Origin of the sequence: Chryseobacterium culicis, from assembly GCF_002979755.1 — a bacterium.
Lineage (GTDB): Bacteria > Bacteroidota > Bacteroidia > Flavobacteriales > Weeksellaceae > Chryseobacterium > Chryseobacterium culicis_A.
In genome coordinates this window covers 97,840-112,945 of record NZ_PCPP01000003.1, presented here as the reverse complement: position 1 = coordinate 112,945, position 15,106 = coordinate 97,840, and the positions used below count along the sequence as shown (strand labels likewise).

Annotated in this window: 13 protein-coding genes; 12 read left to right on the top strand and 1 reads right to left on the bottom strand. The window is 35.4% G+C overall.

All coding sequences use genetic code 11. The annotated features are described in order from the left end of the window. Positions 1-12 precede the first annotated feature (12 nt). From CQ022_RS17100 to argH, 4 genes are all read left to right on the top strand, one after another. Positions 13-972, top strand: coding sequence for an N-acetylornithine carbamoyltransferase (locus CQ022_RS17100; RefSeq protein ID WP_105683527.1), 960 nt, complete (start codon positions 13-15; stop codon positions 970-972). A gap of 88 nt (positions 973-1,060) precedes the next feature. Next, positions 1,061-1,855, top strand: coding sequence for an acetylglutamate kinase (gene argB, locus CQ022_RS17095; protein WP_105683526.1), 795 nt, complete (start codon positions 1,061-1,063; stop codon positions 1,853-1,855). After that, the gene (locus CQ022_RS17090) at positions 1,830-2,912 is read left to right on the top strand and encodes a M20 family metallo-hydrolase (protein ID WP_105683525.1); all 1,083 of its coding nucleotides are present in this window, start codon (positions 1,830-1,832) and stop codon (positions 2,910-2,912) included. Before argB ends, CQ022_RS17090 begins: the two co-directional genes overlap by 26 nt. A gap of 258 nt (positions 2,913-3,170) precedes the next feature. Next, entirely contained in the window at positions 3,171-4,475 is a 1,305-nt protein-coding gene (gene argH, locus CQ022_RS17085; protein WP_105683524.1) for an argininosuccinate lyase, read from the top strand. Between the two features lie 319 nt (positions 4,476-4,794). Here the strand turns inward: argH and CQ022_RS17080 are convergent, their stop codons facing one another. Beyond that, positions 4,795-5,256, bottom strand: a complete 462-nt coding sequence (locus tag CQ022_RS17080) for an Lrp/AsnC family transcriptional regulator (protein WP_002980286.1) — start codon at positions 5,254-5,256, stop codon at positions 4,795-4,797. 241 nt (positions 5,257-5,497) lie between these two features. Here CQ022_RS17080 and CQ022_RS17075 point away from each other — a divergent pair, with 241 nt between their 5' ends. The 8 genes from CQ022_RS17075 to CQ022_RS17040 all read left to right on the top strand — a co-directional run bounded on the left by CQ022_RS17075 (position 5,498) and on the right by CQ022_RS17040 (position 14,923). After that, a complete protein-coding gene (locus CQ022_RS17075) occupies positions 5,498-6,388 on the top strand; it encodes an aspartate carbamoyltransferase catalytic subunit (RefSeq protein ID WP_105683523.1) in 891 nt (296 codons plus the stop codon). 92 nt (positions 6,389-6,480) lie between these two features. Next, complete coding sequence (locus CQ022_RS17070) at positions 6,481-7,554, top strand: carbamoyl phosphate synthase small subunit (protein ID WP_105683522.1); 1,074 nt, start codon at positions 6,481-6,483, stop codon at positions 7,552-7,554. Positions 7,555-7,608: 54 nt separating this feature from the next. Then, positions 7,609-7,959 (top strand): four helix bundle protein, encoded by a 351-nt coding sequence (locus tag CQ022_RS17065; protein WP_105683521.1) that lies wholly within the window; start codon positions 7,609-7,611, stop codon positions 7,957-7,959. Between the two features lie 56 nt (positions 7,960-8,015). Further along, a complete protein-coding gene (gene carB / locus CQ022_RS17060) occupies positions 8,016-11,198 on the top strand; it encodes a carbamoyl-phosphate synthase large subunit (protein ID WP_105683520.1) in 3,183 nt (1,060 codons plus the stop codon). A gap of 212 nt (positions 11,199-11,410) precedes the next feature. After that, entirely contained in the window at positions 11,411-12,982 is a 1,572-nt protein-coding gene (locus CQ022_RS17055) for a rhomboid family intramembrane serine protease (RefSeq protein ID WP_105683519.1), read from the top strand. Positions 12,983-13,213: 231 nt separating this feature from the next. Beyond that, complete coding sequence (locus CQ022_RS17050; protein WP_105683518.1) at positions 13,214-13,657, top strand: hypothetical protein; 444 nt, start codon at positions 13,214-13,216, stop codon at positions 13,655-13,657. 49 nt (positions 13,658-13,706) lie between these two features. After that, positions 13,707-14,105, top strand: a complete 399-nt coding sequence (locus CQ022_RS17045) for a hypothetical protein (protein ID WP_123864453.1) — start codon at positions 13,707-13,709, stop codon at positions 14,103-14,105. Continuing rightward, positions 14,087-14,923 carry a hypothetical protein gene (locus tag CQ022_RS17040; RefSeq protein WP_105683516.1) on the top strand — a complete coding sequence of 279 codons (837 nt, stop codon included), beginning with the start codon at positions 14,087-14,089 and terminating at the stop codon, positions 14,921-14,923. Before CQ022_RS17045 ends, CQ022_RS17040 begins: the two co-directional genes overlap by 19 nt. Positions 14,924-15,106 lie beyond the last annotated feature (183 nt).

The window sequence follows — 15,106 nt, the reverse complement described above, 5'->3', positions numbered from 1 at the left end:
ATCAATTTTAAAATGAAAAAATTTACCTCTGTAAGTGATGTAGAAAACTTACAGGAAATCATAAAAAAAGCTTTACAAATAAAAGCAGATCCCCTTACTGAAACAGAAAAAGGAAAGGGAAAAACAATTGGACTTGTATTTTTGAATTCAAGCTTAAGAACCCGTTTGAGCAGCCAGATTGCAGCGCAAAATCTAGGGTTGAATGTTTTGACATTAAATGCAGCACAGGAAGCCTGGAATCTGGAGTTTGCTGATGGAGCTGTAATGAACGGTGATACTGTAGAACATATCAAAGATGCTATTGAAGTTTTAAATCAATATTGCGATATCATTGCAGTGCGTTGTTTCGCAGGGATGAAGAGCAAAGAAGATGATGTGAATGAAAGTATCTTAAGCCAGTTTGAAAAACATGCAAAAGTTCCTGTTGTTTCATTGGAATCTGCAACACGTCATCCGCTGCAAAGTCTGGCAGATTGTATTACCATTACAGAAAACTGGAAAAAAGACCACAAACCCAAAGTGGTATTAACCTGGGCGCCACATATCAAACCTATTGCCCATGCTGTTGGAAACTCTTTTGCAGAATGGATGCAGGAAATGGATGTGGAATTGGTGATTGCTAATCCTGAAGGCTATGATTTGGACAAAAAATTCACAAAAGATGTGAAGGTAATCCATGATCAGGATGAAGCTTTAAAGGATGCTGATTTCATTTATGTAAAAAACTGGTCTTCTTTTGATGACTATGCAGCAATGCCTGAAGTAAAAGGCGACTGGATGCTTACCAATGAAAAATTAGCCCATACCAATGAAGCGAAGGTAATGCACTGTCTTCCGGTTCGCCGTAATGTTGAGCTGAGTGATGAAGTGATGGATGGAGATCATTCTATCATCTATAAGCAGGCGAAAAACCGTATTTTCTCTGCACAGGCTATTTTCAGTGAGATTTTAGATGAACTGAATGCCGGATAATTTTTTCAATCTGGAATCTTGATTACTGATCCTTGTCAAGGTTCAAAACCTTAACAAGGATTGAAGTAAGGATCACAAAACGTTTACAATGAAAGAAAAGTTATACATCATAAAAATTGGCGGAGCTTTAATTGATGATGAAGAATTGTTAGCCCAATTCTTAGCCCAATTTTCTGAAATTCAGGAAAAGAAGATCCTTGTTCATGGTGGAGGAAAGTTGGCTACAACGTTGGCTGATAAACTCGGTATTGAACAGAAAATGATCAACGGAAGGAGGATTACGGATAAAGAAACATTGGATATTGTAACCATGGTATATGCAGGAGGAATCAATAAAAATATTGTTGAAAAGCTGCAGCAGAAAAAATGTAACGCCATAGGATTTTCCGGTGCAGACGGAAATCTGATTAAAGCTAAAAAAAGAGAACATCCTGAAATCGACTTTGGATTTGTGGGGGATATCAATAAGAAAAGCGTGAACAGAAAGCTGGTTTCAAAACTCATCAAGCTGGATCTTGTTCCTGTATTTTCTGCGATTACCCATGACAGAAAAGGGAATCTTTTCAATACCAACGCAGATACCATTGCTTCTGTAATTGCACAGGCTTTGTCAGAAAAATATGAAGTTGAACTGTTGTATTGTTTTGATAAAGAAGGCGTTTTAGAAGATGTAAACGATCCGGAGTCAGTGATTAAAAGTGTAAATGAGGAAGAATTTACGGCATTAAAAGAAGAAGGGAAACTTCACAAAGGGATTTTACCCAAACTTGAAAATGCTCTTGGAGCGATAAAAAATAATGTAGATAAAGTGTTTCTGATTAAAGAGACACAATTGAAAAATCATATAGAAAATCATCATGCAGGAACTGAAATCTGTTTATAATAAAGAAGAGCTATTGAATAATGCAGTCGGATTGCTTAAAAATTTGATTGAGATTCCTTCATTCAGTAAAGATGAGTTCAATACATCAGTAGAAATTGAGAATTTTTTCAAAAAACATCAGATTCCTACTAAACGTTTTAAAAACAACATCTGGGCGGTGAATAAACATTTTGATGTATTTAAGCCTTCCATTTTACTGAATACCCACCATGATACGGTAAAACCCAATAAAGCCTATACGCTGGATCCGTTTATTCCTATTGAAAAAGAGGGTAAGCTGTTTGGTTTGGGAAGTAATGATGCCGGAGCTTCTTTGGTTTCTATGGCCCAGGTTTTTTTACATTTTTATGATAAAGAAGATTTAAAATATAATTTAGTTATTGCTTTGACGGCAGAGGAGGAGATTTCAGGATTTGATGGAATTGAAGCCTTATTTCCGCAGCTACCCAATGTAGAACTCGCTATTGTAGGAGAACCCACGCAGATGAATCTGGCGATTGCAGAAAAAGGACTTCTTGTGATTGATGGAGAAATGAAAGGGACTCCTTCTCATGCCGCTCATCCTAATGATGATAACTCGATTGTAAAATGTATGGAGGATCTCCAGAATATTTTAGCCTTTAAATTTCCAAAGGTTTCAGAATATCTGGGTGAAGTGAAAGTTACTTTATCTGGAATTCATGCAGGAGTACAGCATAATGTTGTTCCGGAGTCATGTAATTTCACACTGGATGTGAGGGTTACAGATGAATATTCCAACGAGGAAGCGTTTGAAATTATCCAGTCTCAGATGAAATCTACATTGACGGCAAGATCGTTCAGACTGAATTCTTCAAAGATTGAAATGGATCATCCGTTTGTGAAAGCAGGTCTTGAAATCGGAAGGACTACTTATGGATCTCCAACCTCTTCGGATCAGGCGATTATTCCATGTACATCAGTGAAAATAGGCCCGGGTGACAGTAGGCGCTCTCACACGGCAGATGAATTTATCTATATCCATGAAATAGAAGAAGGAATAGAAATCTACATCAGAATTTTAGAAAAAGTGTTATAAAGAAAGGAAGAATGAAGTGGGAAGATGGAAGTTGTTATAGTTTGTAATTCACTTCCAGCCTCCAGCTTCGGGCTTCCAGCTCAATATATGTTTTGACTCCGCCCGGCAGGCACTAGAAGTTTAGTTTTTAATAAGATTTATGCAAAAAGAAAATTAGAAATGAAGGCTTTACATAAGGAAATGTTTTTTTATAGTTAATAGTAATAAGGATTGCCTTGCTGGGCATGTCAAAACCAATCAATATTTTAAATAAATCATATGAAAAAGATATGGCAGAAGGACGACCTTGCCACCAATATATTAGTCAATAATTTTACCGTTGGAAAAGATCTTGACTTTGACGAGCGTTTAGCAAAATATGATGCTAAAGGTTCTATGGCGCACTGCAAAATGTTAGCAGAAACCGGGATTATTTCTCAGGAAGAATCAGAGCAGATGTTATCTGTTTTAAATAGTATTTTACATAAAATTGAAGACGGTAGTTTTGAAATTGATAAAGATGCTGAGGATATCCATTCTCAGATAGAAGCTATTCTCATTGAAGAATTAGGAGACACTGGAAAGAAAATTCATACGGCACGATCTAGAAATGATCAGGTTTTATTGGATATCAAATTATATGTATTGGATGAGATCCGTGAGATCACAGTTCTTACCGATGAGTTTTTCCAGATTTTAATTCAGTTGGCAGATCAGCATAAAAATGTTCTGCTTCCTGGATATACCCATTTGCAGATTGCGATGCCTTCATCATTCGGATTGTGGTTCGGGGCTTATGCGGAAGCACTTTTGGATGATGTGGAAATGTTATTTTCAGTAAAGAATATTATTAATAAAAACCCACTGGGATCTGCAGCAGGTTATGGATCTTCGTTTCCGATTAATCGTGAAAGTACAACGTATAATCTAGGCTTCCAGTCCATGAATTATAACTCTGTATATGCGCAGATGACTCGTGGAAAGTCGGAAAAAATGCTGGCAATGGCCATGGCAACCTTAGCGGGAACTCTTGGGAAGTTCGCTTATGATGTATGTCTGTATCTGAGTCAGAATTTTGACTTTATCAGCTTTCCAAAAGAGTTTACCACAGGAAGCAGTATTATGCCGCATAAAAAGAATCCGGATATCTTTGAGCTGGTTCGCGCACGATGCAACAGAATTCAGTCACTTCCAAACGAACTGATCCTTTTAACGACGAATCTTCCTTCCGGATACCACAGAGATGTACAGCTTACGAAGGAAATACTTTTCCCTGCCATAGACTCTTTAAAGGAGTGTCTGGAAATTTTAAGCTATACTTTACCTAATATTAAGGTGAAAGACGGGATTCTGGAAGATGAAAAATACAAGTATCTTTTCAGTGTAGAAAAGATCAATGAAGAGGTAAAGAATGGAAGTTCTTTCCGTGATGCTTATGTAAAAGTAGGGCAGGAGATTGAAAACAATGCGTTTGATTTTGAACCTGGAAACCTTGAACATACCCATCAGGGAAGTATCGGTAATCTTTGTCTGGATAAAATAGAATATCAGTTCAATAAACTGAAAAATAAATTATTGGGTTAGAATCTAAGCCATTGAGATCATCAAAACTTAAGCAATATCAGTAGAAATTCTAAAAGTTATTTTTAGCCTGCTGTCTTTTTCGTTTGTGAATCTTAATCTTTAATAAATCTTAATTGCTTAAGTGATCTTAATGGCTGGATTGTAATTCCGCTCTTTGAATTTGATGATTGATTATCTTGAACCGTTAAGGAAGATGAAGATTTTAAGGTAAGTTAAGAAAATCTACGATTTTTTAGCCTCATAGTTTTAAAATTCGCTGGTGAATTCCTTAATTATTCTTCACCTCTTAAAAGCTCTTAATGGTTTAAAAATAGAATGATTATTCCAGATCAATTTTAAACTTGGTAGATTTTTTTACCTCATGAAGTACAATTGAACTGTGGTATTGACCGATATTAGGAATGTTTGAAATGACATTAACAGCAAATTCGTTATAAGAATTGATATCTTTGGCAATGATCTTCAACATATAGTCATACTCTCCGGAAAGACTGATGATTTCCTGTACTTCATCATATTTTCCAATGTGATTCTCAAAGGTTTCCAATACTTTCTTGGATTGTTCCTTAAGGCGGACATTACAGTAAACTACAATATTTAAACCCAGTTTTTCACGGTTTAAAAGTCCTACATACTTCTGAATGATTCCTTGCTTCTCCAATTGCTTGATTCGCTCATACGTAGGAGTAAAGGTAAGACCTATCTTTTCGGAAATTTCTTTAACCGATAATGTAGAGTCTTCCTGAATAATACTGAGAATCATTTTGTCTTTTAAATCCATAGAATAAATTTGAGTTTTAACAAAAATATTAATTTTAAATGAGAATAAGGAACGACTGAAGTTTTTAATTTATTTTAAACATAATTTTTGTAGGTTCATAAAATTGTTGTATCTTTGCACCTAATGAATAAAAAAGCATTTATATCATTAGATTTACCGGGCGAAAGCGCCCTTTACGATATTTATTGTTATTAAGCGAAGATAGTTGTCTTCGCTTTTTTTATGCCCAAAAATTAGAATTATGTTTACGATTACAGAACTAAGCACCGAGAGAATCAACAGTATACTGACAGAAGCATTGGCTTTTGCGAACGGTAAAACTGCTAAAATTGAAGGAGAAGTTTTTTGCTCAAACCTTTTCTTCGAAGACAGTACAAGAACGAAAACAAGTTTTGACCTTGCAGAAAGAAAACTGGGATTGCAGGTAGTTCCTTTTGATGCATCACACAGTTCGGTAAACAAAGGGGAAAGCCTTTATGACACCGTAAAGACGATTGAAAGTATAGGAGTAAACCTTGTGGTAATCAGAGATAAGAAAGACAGATACTTCGAAGAACTGAAAAATATTGAGATTCCGGTAATCAACGGAGGAGACGGAACAGGAAACCACCCTTCACAGTGTATGCTGGATCTGATGACCATTTATCAGGAATTCGGAAAGTTTGAAGGTTTAAAAGTAGGAATTGTAGGTGATGTAAAACATAGCCGTGTTGCCAATTCAAATGCTGAGGCATTAAGAAGATTGGGCGCAAAAGTATACTTCTCAGGACCGGAACAATGGTTTGATGAAGGAGCACTGATCAACGGGACTTATATGTCTGTAGATGAACTGATCACTGAAGTGGATGTATTAATGTTATTAAGAATCCAGCACGAAAGACATGATGCTGCAATGAGTTTTACCGCTTCGGAGTATCATAAAAGATACGGTCTGACCAAAGAAAGAGAGCAGGCGATGAAAAAAGAAGCAATCATCATGCACCCTGCGCCTATCAACAGAGGAGTGGAAATAGATTCAGACCTTGTAGAATGCAAGAGATCAAGAATCTTTAGACAAATGGAAAACGGTGTTTTCGCCAGAATGGCCATTTTGAAAGAAGCGTTAGAAAGCAAAGGGTATACATTTAAGTAAATTGTAAAAAGTAAAATGTACAAGGTAAAGAATACATTTTACATAAGACATTAGAAAAAAAAAGAAAATAATAGAAAATCTAATTTTTAAAAATGAAGAAAAAATTAATACTGGAGTCCGGTGAAGTGTTTCATGGAGAAGGTTTCGGAGCAGAATTGGAAACTGCAGGGGAAGTAGTTTTCAATACCGGAATGACAGGGTATCAGGAATTGATTTCTGACCCATCATACTGCGGTCAGATAGTTTGTATGACCTATCCGCTTATCGGAAATTATGGTATTAACCGTGATGATTATGAAAGTATCGAGCCGGCAATTAAAGGGCTTATCGTAAAAGAACTTTGCGATCTTCCTTCCAACTTCCGTACTCAGATTACTTTAGATGAATTATTTAAAAAGAAAAACCTTTCAGGAATTTCAGGAATCGACACCAGAAGACTGACAAGAGTTCTTCGTAACTATGGAGTCGTAAAAGGAAAAATTGTAAATGCTGATGCTGACGAAGCTGCTGTAGCTTCTGAGTTAAAATCAACAAATTTCCCTACCAATCAGGTAGAGGAGGTTTCTACAAAAACACCTTACGCAAACCCTAACAGAGGTTTCAAAGTAGTATTGGTAGACTTTGGTGCAAAACTGGGGATTATCAGAGAATTATCTCAAAGAAACTGTGATATCATCGTGGTTTCTCAGGATACTACAGCTGAAGAGATCCTATTGATGAATCCTGACGGAATTATGTTATCAAACGGTCCTGGTGACCCGGAAGATGTACCACACGCGTTGGATATGATCAGAGGATTGTTAGGAAAAGTTCCCATCTTCGGAATCTGTTTAGGACACCAGTTAATTGGTCTTGCTTGTGGAGCGAAAACTTTCAAACTGAAATTCGGACACAGAGGAGGAAACCACCCGGTATTGGATCTTGAGAAGAATACGGTAGCAATCACATCTCAAAACCATGGATATGCTGTAGATCAGGAAAGTTTAAAAGGAACAGACCTTATTGAAACACACATCGCCTTGAATGACAGAACAAACGAAGGATTGAAACACAAAATCCACCCTTGTTTCTCTGTTCAGTATCATCCTGAAGCGAGCCCTGGCCCTGAAGATGCAAACTACCTGTTTGATGAGTTCATTCAAATGATGGAGGACTTTAAGAAGTAAGATTTAAGAGCCAAGAACCAAGATTCAAGAATTAAGACTTAAGAGAAAAAGGACATGCATAACTTTGAAAAATTACTTTTCTGGCAAAAATCTATTGTGTTGGCAAAAAATATATACATGATTTGCCCGGAGATCAGTAGTGACGAAAAGTATGGGTTAATTTTACAGATTAAAAGATGTACTATTTCTATTCCGTCTAACATTGCTGAAGGTTCTGGAAGAAATAGCAATAAAGAGTTTAATCATTTTCTTGCTATCGCTTTAGGTTCTGCATTTGAATTGCAAACTCAGTTGATTTTGGTAAAAGAGTTGGATCTTTTATCTGAAGAAAAAGTAAACGCTTTACTCAATGAAGTTTCTGAAATTCAAAGAATGATTTATTCATTCAAAAATAATTTAAAATAAAGTCTGGAAATCTTGGCTCTTGGCTCTAGGTTCTTGACTCTAATAAAAAAAGAAAAATGGCAAAACGTACAGATATAAAAACAATTTTAGTAATCGGTTCAGGACCTATCATCATTGGTCAGGCAGCTGAATTTGATTACGCAGGAACGCAGGCTTGTCTGTCTCTGAAAGAAGAAGGCTACAAGGTAATTTTGATCAACTCAAACCCTGCAACAATCATGACGGATGTGGAAATCGCTGATAAAGTATATATCGAGCCGATTTCATTACAGTTTGTAAGCCACATCATCAGAAAAGAACGTCCGGATGCATTGTTACCAACATTGGGAGGTCAGACAGGACTGAATATGGCGGTAGAATTGGAGAAATCAGGAATTCTTGAAGAGTGCAAAGTGGAAGTATTGGGAACAAAGCTTTCTGCCATCAACAGAGCTGAAGACAGAGATCTTTTCCGTGAGTTGATGAGAGAATTGAACGAGCCGGTTCCGGAATCTGATATCGTAAACACGGTAGAAGGAGCCCTTGCTTTCGCCAATGAGATCGGTTACCCGGTAATTGTTCGTCCTGCCTTTACAATGGGAGGTACCGGAGGAGGTATTGCTTCTACAGAAGTTGAATTGAAAGAGATTGCTGAATTGGGACTAAAACACAGCCCGGTTACTCAGTGTCTTATTGAAAAATCAATCGCAGGTTTCAAAGAAATTGAATACGAAGTAATGCGTGATGCAAACGACAACGCCATTGTGGTTTGTAACATGGAAAATATAGATCCGGTAGGAGTTCACACAGGAGATTCTATCGTAGTAGCACCTTCTCAGACACTTTCAGACAGAGAGTATCAGTTACTGAGAAATGCTTCCTTAAAAATCATCAGAGCCTTAGGAATTGAAGGAGGATGTAACGTACAGTTGGCCTTAGATCCACACTCTTTCGAGTATTATATTATCGAGGTAAACCCAAGAGTTTCCCGTTCATCAGCGCTAGCAAGTAAAGCAACAGGATATCCGATTGCGAAAATTGCTGCAAAGATTGCTGTAGGATTAACACTGGATGAAATCATGAATCCGGTAACAGGAAAAACATACGCATGTTTTGAACCTGCTCTTGATTATGTGGTAACGAAGTTCCCAAGATTCCCATTCGATAAATTCGAAACGGCAGACAGAAGACTTTCTACTCAGATGAAAGCGACTGGTGAAGTAATGGCAATCGGAAGAAATCTGGAAGAATCTTTACAGAAAGCTATCCGTTCATTAGAAACAGGAATCAAACATTTAGGATTAAAAACTAAGCAGGCGGAAGCGCTTACTGCTGAGGAAATCGAAAGAAGAATCAGAGTATGTGATGATGAAAGATTGTTCATTATCGGAGATGCTTTAAGAAGAGGATACGACTGGGAGCAGATTGTAGAATGGAGTAAAATCGATAAGTTCTTCATCTGGAAACTGAAAAAACTAGTTGACTTCGAAAAAGTAATCGCTGAAAACAAATTCGATAAAGAAACTTTAATTGAAGCGAAGAGATTAGGTTTCGCAGATATCAATATTGCTGTTCTTTGGAATGTAAAAGAACGTGAGGTTTTCAACTTCAGAAAAGAAAACGGAGTAATGCCGGTGTACAAAATGGTTGACACTTGTGCTGCTGAATTTGAATCTGAAACCCCTTATTTCTACGGAACTTACGAGGAAGAAAACGAAAGTGTTGTTTCTGACAAAGAAAAAATCATCGTACTAGGTTCAGGACCTATCAGAATCGGACAGGGAGTTGAGTTTGATTACGCAACAGTTCACTCTGTATGGGCAATCAAAGAAATGGGTTACGAAGCGATTATCATCAACAACAACCCAGAAACAGTTTCTACAGACTTCTCAATCTCTGATAAACTATACTTCGAGCCGCTTACAGAAGAAGATGTAATGAACATCATCGAGCTTGAGAAACCTAAAGGAGTAGTGGTACAGTTCGGAGGGCAGACTGCGATTAACCTTGCAGATAAACTAGCCTCTCACGGAGTACAGATCTTAGGAACTTCATTAGAAGATCTTGACAGAGCTGAAAACAGAGATAAATTTGAAAAAGCACTTCAGGAACTGGGAATTCCTCAGCCAAAAGGAAGAACTTCAACTTCAAAAGAAGAAGCGATAAAAATTGCTAACGAAATCGGATATCCGGTATTGGTACGTCCAAGCTACGTTCTTGGAGGTAGAGCGATGGAAATTGTATACGCAGAAGCAGAATTGGCCCACTACATGGAAAATGCTGTAGAAGCAAGCCCTGAACACCCTGTATTGGTTGACAAGTACATGGTAGGAAAGGAAATTGAAGTAGATGCCATCTGTGACGGAGAAACTGTAGTGATTCCGGGAATTATGGAACACATCGAAAGAGCGGGAGTTCACTCCGGAGACTCAATCGCAGTATATCCACCACAAAATATCTCTCAAAGTGAGATTGATACTTTGGTAGACTATACAAAAAGACTGGCAAAAGGACTGAAGGTGATCGGATTAATGAACATCCAATACGTTCTTTTCGAAGGAAACGTCTATGTAATCGAAGTAAACCCTCGTTCTTCAAGAACAGTTCCTTTCTTATCTAAAATTACAGAAGTTCCTATGGCTAACCTTGCTACAAAGGCAATTTTAGGACAAAAACTGAAAGACTTAGGATACGAAAACGGACTAGTTCCAAACAAAGAAGGAGTATTTGTAAAAGTTCCGGTATTCTCTTTCTCCAAACTAACGAAAGTTGACATCTCTTTAGGCCCTGAAATGAAGTCTACAGGAGAGGTAATGGGGAAAGATACAACCCTTGAAAAAGCATTGTACAAAGGATTGGTTGCAGCAGGAAGAAAAGTTCCTATGCACGGATCTATCCTTTTCACAGTAGCAGATAAGCATAAAGACGAAGCAGCAGCTCTTGCGGCAAGATTCCATGAAGTAGGATTCAGAATCTGGGCTACGGAAGGTACTGCGAAGTTCTTCGAAGAAAAAGGAATTCCTTGCAAAATAGGATATAAAATCGGAGAAGAAAGTGTAAACCTTATCGACCTGATTCAGAAAGGAAAAGTTCAGTATGTTGTAAACACCACTACAAAAGGTAAACAAGCTGAAAGAGACGGATTCCAGATCAGAAGAATGAGCGTGGAAAACGGTGTTCCTTGTTTAACTTCAATGGATACTGTAGAAGCGATCTTAAAAGTAATCGAAAGCATGAGCTTCAAAATGGAGACGATGTAATTTCGAGTAAGAATAAATAGTGTAAGCCTCATAGATTTGTGAAATCTATGAGGCTTTTTTAATTTAAATTTTTAAGAAAAGAAGTAATTTTGAAACTTATTATTAGGATTTTTAGAAGCAGGATAAATATTTAAGAGCTCTGATTGAACATAATGATAAATACAAACTCAACAAAAGAAAAACTGAGAACTAGTTGAAAAATTGAAAACAGAATGAAAGAAAAATTACTATTTATTTACAAACCATTTTTATTAATTGCAATAGGTTTTACTTTAATATATACCTTTCTGAATTGGTTACTTTTTATGAAGATAGGTATCCCATTGAAAGAAGACATTACTGAGTTTTGGCTACCTTTTGGATTATCTTTTATTCCAATTTTGATTTGGCTTCGACCAAGGATAAAATTGTTGAAACTTAAAAACGAGAACTCTTCTTTTGTTTACCAATTCTTAGCTTGTATGGCTATTGCTATTCCGACAATTATTGCCCAAAAATATTTAGCAACTTCTACCGGGGAGCTAACAAAGCTTAATGCTATTTCGGAAATGTACAAAACAGAACATACAAAATATTATACCCTCAAAAATTATTATATAGATAAACGACATATTGCCATACAGAATACTGTATCTGTTACAGGCAGAAATAATGAGCGTTTTAATATGCTTATTTATGTAGCAATGCCAATCTTGGAAAAGGCGTCCGATACAATTAATCTTACTCATCAATATTGGCTTGGTAAGCTATATTCGGAGCAAATCAGTAACAGTCTTTCAGATGAAGAAAAGAATGAAAAATATAAACTGTTTGCTGAACAGTCACAGAAAGAATTTGAAAATACAGATTTTCATGAATTTACTTATTTAGAAACCATTGGAAATACAGAAGATCATGATGAATATAATAAAGCTCTTAAAAAAGCAGAGCAAAATTTATCTCAAGATAATATAATTTTTGAAGCAAGAACAGAACCATTTGAAACACGAAATGGAAATAAGTTTTCCTGGGTATTAGGTTCCTTTGCAATAGGAGCTATTATCTATTTTGTCTTATTGTTGTTTCCTAAGTTTAATGAAAATAAATTAGAAAGTTTTAAGGAAAAAGGTGTTACGAAAATAGATTCAGAATTAAAGGAAATGCTGGATATGTTTATTCCAAAAGAAGGATTTTTTATAACTCCTATTTTAATTGATTTAAATCTACTAATTTACATCTTAATGGTATTTTCAGGACTGGGATTAGTTTCTTTTAAAAGTGATGATTTGTTGAATTGGGGAGCTAATTTTAAACCATTGACTACAGATAATCAATGGTGGCGATTGTTGACAAATACATTTCTACATGGAGGATTAATGCACATTTTCGCAAATATGTTTGGGTTATTATTTGTTGGGATTTTCCTTGAACCATTATTAGGCAGAGGGAAGTATTTATTGATATATTTAATAGCAGGCATTTTGGCTAGTCTTACAAGTATTTTGTGGTATGATGCAACGGTAAGTGTAGGGGCCTCTGGGGCAATTTTTGGTTTATATGGTTTTTTTCTTGCTTGTATGCTTTTAAAAGTTTTCCCTGTGGATTTTAATAAAGCTTTTTTTATCAGTACAATTGTTTTTGTTGGTTTTAACTTGCTTATGGGGTTCACAGGAGGTATTGATAATGCTGCTCACATAGGTGGATTAGTCACTGGATTTATTATAGGAATGATTATGTCAGGACCATTAAAAAAAGAAATAAAGTTTACTGCAGAATATTATAGTAAAGATCATAAACCCCAATAATTTATTAATTATTTCTATCACCTTAGCATAATAATATATCTTGCTGGCTTTATGAAAAAAATTTAAAGCTATTGTATAGGAAGCATGAGCTTCAAAATGGAGACGATGTAATTTCGAATGCAATAAATATTCAAAATCCCACAAATTTTCTTGTGGGATTTTTTTATCAGAAAAACTAATAAATTAAAGTAATCTGATTATTTTTACAAAAGCCCTCTAAACTTCAATACAATGCGTATAAAATCAATGATGATAGGATTCTTAAGTTTTGTTTTCATAACGGTTCTTTCAGGATGCTCCTGGTTGACTGATTTTTATATTCAAAATCTCACTGGGGCCAAAAAAATAATCAAGATCAATTATAATTATCCTGTATCGAAAGCAATTGATGATGAATCCGGCAGTTTTGCATTTAATTACGAAAATGGAATATTGTCACCGCGCTCTTTTTATAAAATTAAAAATCCAAAGGCTCTTGAAAAAATACAAGTGAGAGATTCTTCCATTGTTATTGAGCTTTATCCAAATTCAACAACAAAAATTCACAAAAGTCATAATGGAAGCTGGAGATACATGATTAAAAGTGTTGAGATTGATGGAACAATATTTTATCCTGCAGAATTGAAAGATAAAATTAAGTTTATCCGTAATGATTATGTTTACAAAATTGAATAAAGAAACTTATGGTAGTTCAGAAGAATAGGATGGTATTATGAGCAATTTTATGAAAAAAACATTTTTAGTATTTGTAATAATATTAGTTGTTATGCTTATTCTCAATATTAATTTTCCATTAAAGAAGCAAGATATCTATGGAAAGTATATTAACAAGAATTTTGATAATTCAGTTTGTTGTGTAGAAGCTCCACATATGGCAGACACTTTAACTTTGTATGAGAATAAAACGTTTGAAAGTCATTTTTACGGAGTTGGAACATATAAATTATACAATGGAATAAATCCTGAAATAGAACTTTATTATAAAGATTTTGATCAATCAGCAGTCTATAAAACCTATTTTTCAAATGAAGTATTTGAAAATCCAAAAATCATGTTGAATGCAGATTTAAATCATTATTATGAAAAACTTAACAATAATGAAGAATGGATAAAAAAGCAATAAAGATTTTACTCAATACAATAAAAACTTCCCAGAACGAAAGTTTAAGCGACTGGTTTTATTGGGAAACCTATATGCAATACATCACCGAAGATGATTTTGAGTACGCAAAGAAACAGTCTGTCATGTATGATCAGGAGGAAATAAGCCATGATGAAATTTGCCGTAGAATTAAAAAAGCTGTTGCTAATATTACAAAGCAGGACGTTGTTGATGCCTTTATTTACAGCCTGAGTACAAGACAATTGGAATACCGTTCATTCTTATCCAGCTACTGTATTGCCCAAAGTCTGACTGAGCATAGCTTTACACCAAGCCCACAACCTAATGAAGGTATCTGTGCCGTATGTGGCATTCATACGTATGAATTTGAAGAACCTATCGAATTCAATACGATCAATTATTTCAAGTATAAAGATGGAGCCTGTTTTGATAATTTAATTCAGGTTTTATTTGATGTAGAACAGTTCCCAAAGCTTCCGGCTGTCAAACCCAATGAAAATGATTACAGAATACTCAATGAACTGAAAGGAATCATTGAAACAGCAGATCCAAACGACAGAATTTCTCAACTCAAAAAGAAAATTTCTAAAACCTTCAAATCAAATGATGAAGAACGGTTAGGAGTATTGGAAATTTTAGGAATCATTGGAATTTTACATGATGATGAGCATTTTGGATACGCAGATCACTACATTACCTATCCTGAAAGAGAACACAGACCTATAAGAAATGATGATGTTGGCTACCCCGCTAGATGGTGGCAGGGAAAATTCGGGATTGATAATGAAAAGTGGGAATACTGGTTCGGAAGCAAATAATAAGTTGTTCAGATACATATTTGAAAGCAAATTTTTATTATAAAAAAGATTCTCAGAATTAATTCACAATAGTTTTTATTCTATCATCTTAAAAGTAGATTATGTTTGAAGAATTATTTATAAATTAGAGCGTTAAAATTCAAGCTGTTAATGCGATCTAAAAACTAATAAAAACTTCACCAA

Bases quoted from the DNA above. Each gene is read 5' to 3' on its own strand.
- argB (WP_105683526.1), top strand. From the start codon at position 1,061: ATGAAAGAAAAGTTATACATCATAAAAATTGGCGGAGCTTTAATTGAT.
- CQ022_RS17080 (WP_002980286.1), bottom strand. From the start codon at position 5,256: ATGGATTTAAAAGACAAAATGATTCTCAGTATTATTCAGGAAGACTCT.
- argH (WP_105683524.1), top strand. From the start codon at position 3,171: ATGAAAAAGATATGGCAGAAGGACGACCTTGCCACCAATATATTAGTC.
- CQ022_RS17090 (WP_105683525.1), top strand. From the start codon at position 1,830: ATGCAGGAACTGAAATCTGTTTATAATAAAGAAGAGCTATTGAATAAT.
- CQ022_RS17040 (WP_105683516.1), top strand. From the start codon at position 14,087: ATGGATAAAAAAGCAATAAAGATTTTACTCAATACAATAAAAACTTCC.
- CQ022_RS17045 (WP_123864453.1), top strand. From the start codon at position 13,707: ATGAAAAAAACATTTTTAGTATTTGTAATAATATTAGTTGTTATGCTT.
- CQ022_RS17070 (WP_105683522.1), top strand. From the start codon at position 6,481: ATGAAGAAAAAATTAATACTGGAGTCCGGTGAAGTGTTTCATGGAGAA.
- CQ022_RS17050 (WP_105683518.1), top strand. From the start codon at position 13,214: ATGCGTATAAAATCAATGATGATAGGATTCTTAAGTTTTGTTTTCATA.
- CQ022_RS17100 (WP_105683527.1), top strand. From the start codon at position 13: ATGAAAAAATTTACCTCTGTAAGTGATGTAGAAAACTTACAGGAAATC.
- CQ022_RS17055 (WP_105683519.1), top strand. From the start codon at position 11,411: ATGAAAGAAAAATTACTATTTATTTACAAACCATTTTTATTAATTGCA.
- CQ022_RS17065 (WP_105683521.1), top strand. From the start codon at position 7,609: ATGCATAACTTTGAAAAATTACTTTTCTGGCAAAAATCTATTGTGTTG.
- carB (WP_105683520.1), top strand. From the start codon at position 8,016: ATGGCAAAACGTACAGATATAAAAACAATTTTAGTAATCGGTTCAGGA.
- CQ022_RS17075 (WP_105683523.1), top strand. From the start codon at position 5,498: ATGTTTACGATTACAGAACTAAGCACCGAGAGAATCAACAGTATACTG.